At 68.9% G+C, this 6,065-nt stretch carries 7 protein-coding genes; 4 read left to right on the forward strand and 3 right to left on the reverse strand.

Going from position 1 to position 6,065, the window contains the following annotated elements; translation table 11 throughout:
* Positions 1–4: 4 nt before the first annotated feature.
* The 3 genes from ACT4N3_RS05345 to ACT4N3_RS05355 form a co-directional block, all read right to left on the reverse strand.
* Positions 5–649, reverse strand: coding sequence for an XrtA/PEP-CTERM system exopolysaccharide export protein (locus ACT4N3_RS05345; RefSeq protein WP_444854174.1), 645 nt, complete (start codon positions 647–649; stop codon positions 5–7).
* 154 nt (positions 650–803) lie between these two features.
* The gene (locus ACT4N3_RS05350) at positions 804–2,042 is read right to left on the reverse strand and encodes a pyridoxal-dependent decarboxylase, exosortase A system-associated (protein ID WP_444854175.1); all 1,239 of its coding nucleotides are present in this window, start codon (positions 2,040–2,042) and stop codon (positions 804–806) included.
* Positions 2,039–3,541, reverse strand: a complete 1,503-nt coding sequence (locus ACT4N3_RS05355) for an acyl-CoA ligase (AMP-forming), exosortase A system-associated (RefSeq protein WP_444854176.1) — start codon at positions 3,539–3,541, stop codon at positions 2,039–2,041. Before ACT4N3_RS05355 ends, ACT4N3_RS05350 begins: the two co-directional genes overlap by 4 nt.
* 49 nt (positions 3,542–3,590) lie before the next feature.
* Between ACT4N3_RS05355 and ACT4N3_RS05360 the strand changes: the two genes are divergently transcribed.
* From ACT4N3_RS05360 to ACT4N3_RS05375, 4 genes are all read left to right on the forward strand, one after another.
* Positions 3,591–4,583 carry a GNAT family N-acetyltransferase gene (locus ACT4N3_RS05360; RefSeq protein ID WP_444854177.1) on the forward strand — a complete coding sequence of 331 codons (993 nt, stop codon included), beginning with the start codon at positions 3,591–3,593 and terminating at the stop codon, positions 4,581–4,583.
* 31 nt (positions 4,584–4,614) lie between these two features.
* Complete coding sequence (locus ACT4N3_RS05365; protein WP_444854178.1) at positions 4,615–4,890, forward strand: acyl carrier protein; 276 nt, start codon at positions 4,615–4,617, stop codon at positions 4,888–4,890.
* Entirely contained in the window at positions 4,887–5,555 is a 669-nt protein-coding gene (locus tag ACT4N3_RS05370; RefSeq protein WP_444854179.1) for a hypothetical protein, read from the forward strand. The genes ACT4N3_RS05365 and ACT4N3_RS05370 overlap by 4 nt, the downstream gene beginning before the upstream one ends.
* Positions 5,543–6,065: hydrolase 1, exosortase A system-associated (locus ACT4N3_RS05375; protein ID WP_444854180.1), on the forward strand; the 523-nt coding region annotated here is incomplete at its 3' end. The genes ACT4N3_RS05370 and ACT4N3_RS05375, both read left to right, overlap by 13 nt.

The following is a 6,065-nucleotide window of genomic DNA, read 5'->3' on the forward strand; positions in this document are numbered from 1 at the left end:
CCGCTCAGAACATGCTCTCGGGGATGATGATGACGTCGCCCGGCTCGAGCCGGACGTTGTTGCGCACGTCGCCGCGCCGAATCAGGCTGGAGATGCGCAGATCATATTCGCGCTGCCGGCCGGTCTGCCGGTCGACGCGGATCAGCCGCGCCCGATCGCCGGCGGCATATTCGCTGAGGCCGCCGACCGCGATCATCGCGTCGAGCAACGTCATGTTGGCGCGATAGGGGATCGCCGCGGGCCGCGTGGTCGCGCCGATGATGCGGACCTGCTGGGCGAAGGTGCCCTGCGGCCGGTTCACCATCACCGAGACCAGCGGATCCTGGATATAGCGCACCAGCGCCTCGCGGATATCGTCGGCCAGCTGGGCCGGCGTCTTGCCGGCCGCGACCATGTCGGCGACCAGGGGCGTCGTGATCCGGCCGTCGGGGCGGACCTGGACGTTGGTGGACAGCTCCGGGTTGCGCCAGACGAAGACCGTGATCTCGTCCATCGCGCCGATCAGATAGCTTTCGCCGACCTGATTGCCCTCGTCACCGAAATTGGCGGCCGGCAGCGATTGACCGACGCGCGGGCCTCCACCGCAGCCGCCGAGCGCGAGCGCGCTGGCGCCGATCAGGAGGGCCGTAAGCCTTGGCGAATGACGCATATCCCATCCCTCTTCATGTCCGGCGGAACGCGTCCCCTTTCGGGAACAGCCGCGCGAAAACCGGGCACGATATGGGAGGGAGAGGTTAACTTCCGGTTAGGGGCGGGGCGCCCTTCACTGGGCGTCCCGGATTGGGACCAATGGCTTCAACAGGTTAACGCGTCCCACCGACGATCATTTCGCGCGCCGGACGCTGGGCGAGGAAGGCCTGCGGGCTCGCCGACAGGCCATAAGCGCCGGCCAGGAAGACGGCGACCAGATCGCCCGGCTCAGCGCGCGGCAAAACGACGTCGTCGGCCAGCCGGTCGAGCGGCGTGCACAGACAGCCGACGATGGTCGCCTCTTCCTCGAAATCCCTGCCGAAACGATTGGCGATAGCGACCGGATAGTTGCGCCGCACCACCTGGCCGAAATTGCCGGAGGCGGCGAGCTGGTGCTGCATGCCGCCATCGGTGACCAGGAAGGTCTTGCCGTGGCTTTCCTTGCGATCGACGATCCGGGTCAAATAGACCCCGCACTCGCCGACCAGCCAGCGGCCGAGTTCGATCGCAAAGATCGTATTCCCAACGATTTGCGGGCGATTACTGAGTTCCTGCATAAGTGTCTGGCCGACCCGTTCGACGTCGGGCGCCTGTTCGCCGTAGAAATAGGGGATGCCGAAACCGCCGCCGAGATTGACGAGCGGCGGCGGCGCGCCCGCCTCCTCGGCCAGCGAAGCCGCCAGCGCCAGGGTCGCCCGTTGCGCCTCAACCAAGGCGTCGGCGTCCAGCGCCTGCGAGCCGGCGAAGATATGGAAGCCGGCCCATTCCGCGCCGCCGGCGATGATCCGCTTGACCAAAGCGGGCACGCGCGCGGCGTCGACGCCGAACGGCTTGGCGCCGCCGCCCATCCGCATCCCCGATCCCTTGATCTCGAAATCGGGATTGACCCGCACCGCCAGCCGCGGCGTCACCCCGGTCCGCGCGCCGATCGCCAGCGCCCGCTCGACCTCGCCCTCGGACTCGGTGTTCAGCACGACCCCGGCGGCGATGGCCTCGTCCAGATCCTCGTCGCGCTTCCCCGGCCCGGCGAAGCTGATCGCCCTAGGATCGGCCCCCGCATCCAGCGCGAAGCGAAGCTCGCCGGCCGAGGCGATGTCGAGGCCGTCCACCTCCTGCCATAGCGCCTTCAGCAGCGGGCCGAAACTGTTGGCCTTGATCGCATAATGGAGCTCGACGCCGGGAAAGGCGGCACGGAAGCGCGCGATCCGCGCCCGCACCATCGCGAGGTCGTAGACGAAGAGCGGCGTGTCCCCCGCCTCGTGGACCAGATCGTCCGCCCGCCGCCCGCCGATCAGCAGCATCCCGTCCGCATCGGCCGCGAAGCCGGCGGGAATGGCACCCTTCGGCTTCACGCCGTCAGCTCCTGCTTCAGCGCGACGCGGTCCAGCTTGCCATTGGGCGAGCGCGGCAGCTCGTCGCGCCAGAGGATCGGGCCCGGCTGCATGAAATTCGGCAATTGCCGGCGGAGCCAGGCGCGGAGCGCCGGCTCCTCCCCGCTCCGGTCCGGCCGAAGCACGAGCGCGATCGCCTCGCCGAGCCGCGGATCGGGCAGGCCGAGCGCCACCGCTTCGGACGCAAAACCGGAGGCGACCACCGCCTCCTCCACCTCGGTCGGGCTCACCCGATTGCCGGAGGTCTTGATCATCCCGTCCTCGCGGCCCACGAAATAGAGCAGCCCGTCGGCATCCCGCCGCACCCGGTCGCCCGACCAGACCGCGATGCCGCCATAGGTCGAGCCGGCCGGCGCCGTCTTGAACCGCTCCGCGGTCCGCACCGGATCCTGCCAGTAACCGTGCGCGACCAGGGGCCCGGCATGGACCAGCTCGCCCTCTTCGGCCTCGCGACCATCGCCATCAATCACCATGATCTCGGCGAAAGGAATCGCCCTGCCCATCGATTCCGGGTGGCTGTCGAGCAACTCGGGCTCCAGATAGGTCGAGCGAAACGCCTCGGTGAGGCCGTACATCGAATAGATGTCGGCGGCGGGGAAGACCTCGCGCATCCGCCGGATGACCGAAGGCGGCAGCTTGCCGCCGCTGTTGGTAAGCCGCCTCAGCGAGAGCGCCGCCTCGGCCGGCCAGGGCGCCTCGATCAATTGAACCCACAAGGGAGGAACGCCGGCCAAGGTGCTGATCTGACGTGCTTCTATGGCCCGAACCACGTCGCGCGCGGTGAGATAATCCAGTGGGACGACGCAGCCGCCCGCGGCCCATGTCGAGAAAAGCTGGTTCTGGCCATAGTCGAAGGCGAACGGCAGCACCGCCAGCACACGATCGGCCGGCGTCAGTTGCAGATAGTGCGCCACGCTGATCGCGCCGAGCCACATATTGGCATGGCTGAGCATCACGCCCTTGGGCCGCCCCGTGGAGCCGGACGTGTAGAGCAAGGCGGCGAGATCGTCGGGCTCGGCCGCCGATGGCGCCAGACGGTCGCCGTCGAACAGCGCCTCCGCCTCGCCCTCGTCGAGCGCGGCGCAGTTTATCGGCAAATCCCCCGGTTCGAGAGAGCCGAGCCGGGCCGCGCCGCCGATCAGCAGGCTGGCGCCGCTGTCGGCGAGGATGTGCGCGGCCTGGGCGCGCTTGAGCAGCGGGTTGATCGGCACATGGACCAGTCCGGCCCGGGCGCAGGCGAGCGGCAGCAGGCTGGTGAGCTTCGTCTTGGGGAGCCAGCTCGCCACGCGAGCGCCGTGCTCCAGCCCCCGCGCCTTGAGCCCGCCGGCAAGCGCTCCGACCGCTGCTTCCAGCATGGCGTAATCTAGCGCGCCCTCCTTCGTGATGAGCGCCGCGGCGCCGCCCTCGCCGCGCAGCGTCAGATGATCGAGCGGCCGGGGGGTGGGATCGAGCAACTTCATTCCTGCTTAAAGGCGGCCATGATAGGGCGGCGGCACGGGGGCATAAAGCGTGACGGTTAACATCGCTTTTTACAACGACCTCAACCTTGTCGCGCAGGACGCGGCGGGCGCGCTCGACCGCGCGGCCCGCGCCAGCCTGTTCGAGCGGCTCGACTGGTTCCGCCTGATCGCCGCTTATTGCCCGCCGCCAGGCGACCTGCTGGTCGTCCGCGCCGGCGACGCCTGGCTGTTTCTCGCTATCTCTGGCCGGCACGCCACCGCCTTCTCCGCCTGGTATTCGCTGCGCGTCGGCATCGCCGGCGATGGGGAGAGTGACGTCATGGCGGCAATCGCGCGCGCCGTCCGCGAGCGCGGCCTTGCCAGCGTCACCCTTGGGCCGATGGCGGAGCCGGAACCGCTCGCCGCCGCCTTCCGCGCCGCCGGCTGGCTGGTCGAGGTCGCGCCGCGCACCGGCAACTGGCGGATCGACACCCAAGGCATGAGCTTCGACGACTATTGGGCCGCTCGTCCGGGCCAGCTGCGCAGCACGTTCAAGCGCCGGGCCAAGGCGGCCGGGCTGGAGATCGAGATCCACGACCGGTTCGATGCCGACGCCTGGGCCGCATACGAGGCGGTCTATCGGACGAGCTGGAAGCCGGAGGAAGGCTCCTTCCCCTTCCTCCGTGCGCTTGCCGAGCAAGAAGGCGCGGCCGGCACGCTCCGGCTGGGGATCGCCCGGCTCGCGGGCGAGCCCGTCGCGGCGCAGCTCTGGCTGGTCGATAATGGAGAAGCCACCATCCACAAGCTCGCTTATGCCGAAAGCGCCAGGGAGCTCTCGCCGGGCACCATCCTGGGCCACGCCATGTTCAGCCGGGCGATCGACGAGGATCGGGTCCGGACGATCGACTATGGCACCGGCGACGAGCCCTACAAGGCCGACTGGATGGCCGAGCGCCATCAGCTCTGGACGCTCACGGCCCGCAATCCGCGTACCCTCCACGGCCTCGCCGGCGCCCTGCGCGCCAAAGTCGCGAAGCTTGCCGGGCGTGGACGAACGCGATAGGCGCGGCGCGGTTTTTCGGGGGAAGCCGATCATGCACGAGCCCAGCGACGCCGCAGAGGTCGATGCCACGCTCCGCGCGGTGCTGATCGACGTGCTCGGCCTGCCGGCAGCGCGCGTCGCCCGCTTCGACGAGAGCACAGCCCTGTTCGGCGCCCTGCCCGAGTTCGATTCCATGGCGGTCGCCGGCCTGCTCACCGAGCTCGAGGAACGGCTCGGCATCGTGATCGAGGATCATGAGGTCGATGCCGACATGCTCGAAAGCTATGGCGCGCTCCTGAACTTCGCCCGCAACAAGACGCTTCAATGAACCAAGGCGCCCTCGCCTTCGAGACTTTCCCCGGCAAGGCCGGCCCCGAATGGATGATGCGGATCGGCGCGGCGGAGGTGCCGGCCATCCTGTTCGTCCCGCCTTTGTTCGAAGAGATGAACCGCACCCGGGCGCTGATCGCGGACGTCATGCAACGGCTGGCGGCACTCGGCCATGGCTGCTGGCTGCCGGACCTCTCCGGAACCGGCGAGAGCCTGCGTGCACTGGGCGACGTGCACTGGAGCGACTGGCGTCATGACGTCACGGCCGCCTCCGCCTATGTCTCTGAAAGGGCAGGGCAACCTTTGATTGCCTCGCTACGCGGCGGGACATTGCTCGACGATGCGGCGACCGGTCGCGGCTGGTGGCGCCTCGTCCCGTCGGACGGCGCGGCGCTGACCCGCGACATGGTCCGGGCCGGCCTGGCCGGTGTCGAATGGGCCGGCTACGTGCCCTCCGACGATCTCAAGGCCGATCTTGCAGCTGCGACGCCGAGCCCGGTCGCCCCGCTGCGCATCGTTCGCCTTTCGACCGACCGGGGCGAGGCGGACGGCCGTCTGTACGGCCCAGCCCTGTGGCGGCGCTCCGAGCCGGGCTTCTCCGCCGAGCTTGCCGAAGCGATGGCCGCGGACATTTACGGCTGGAGCCGGTCATGCGCCGGCTGACGACTTTCCCCTGCGAAAGCGAGATGCTGGCGGCCAGCCTCGACGATGCCGGCGGCACAATCGGCTTGCTTCTCGTCATCGGCGGCAGTCAGACCCGCATCGGCTCCCATCGGATGTACGAAAGACTGGCCAAGTCGCTGGCAGATAAAGGCTTCCCTTGTTTCCGCTACGATCGGCGCGGGGTTGGTGACAGCACCGGCGAGGATCCCGGCTTTCGCGGCAGCGGCCCCGACCTCGTCGCCGCGTCGACCGCCTTTCGCACTGAAAGCCCCGCACTCAGCCGGATCATCGGCTTCGGGCTCTGCGACGGCGCCAGTGCATTGGCCTTGTCCGGCGGCGAAGCCGGTCTGGACGGGCTGATCCTCGTCAATCCCTGGCTGGTCGAGACGGAGGAGGATTCGCCCGCGCCGGCCGCGATCCGCCGCCATTACTGGAACCGGCTGACGAGCCGCGAAGGCTGGAAGAAAATCGTCACCGGCACAGTGAACTGGCGGAAGCTGCTGAGCGGCG

The sequence above is a fragment of the Sphingosinicella sp. genome (assembly GCF_052388015.1).
Lineage (GTDB): Bacteria > Pseudomonadota > Alphaproteobacteria > Sphingomonadales > Sphingomonadaceae > Allosphingosinicella.

What these genes read in the sequence shown, in the direction of transcription:
- ACT4N3_RS05345 (WP_444854174.1), bottom strand. Translation starts at nt 649, where the DNA reads ATGCGTCATTCGCCAAGGCTTACGGCCCTCCTGATCGGCGCCAGCGCG.
- ACT4N3_RS05355 (WP_444854176.1), bottom strand. Translation starts at nt 3,541, where the DNA reads ATGAAGTTGCTCGATCCCACCCCCCGGCCGCTCGATCATCTGACGCTG.
- ACT4N3_RS05365 (WP_444854178.1), top strand. Translation starts at nt 4,615, where the DNA reads ATGCACGAGCCCAGCGACGCCGCAGAGGTCGATGCCACGCTCCGCGCG.
- ACT4N3_RS05370 (WP_444854179.1), top strand. Translation starts at nt 4,887, where the DNA reads ATGAACCAAGGCGCCCTCGCCTTCGAGACTTTCCCCGGCAAGGCCGGC.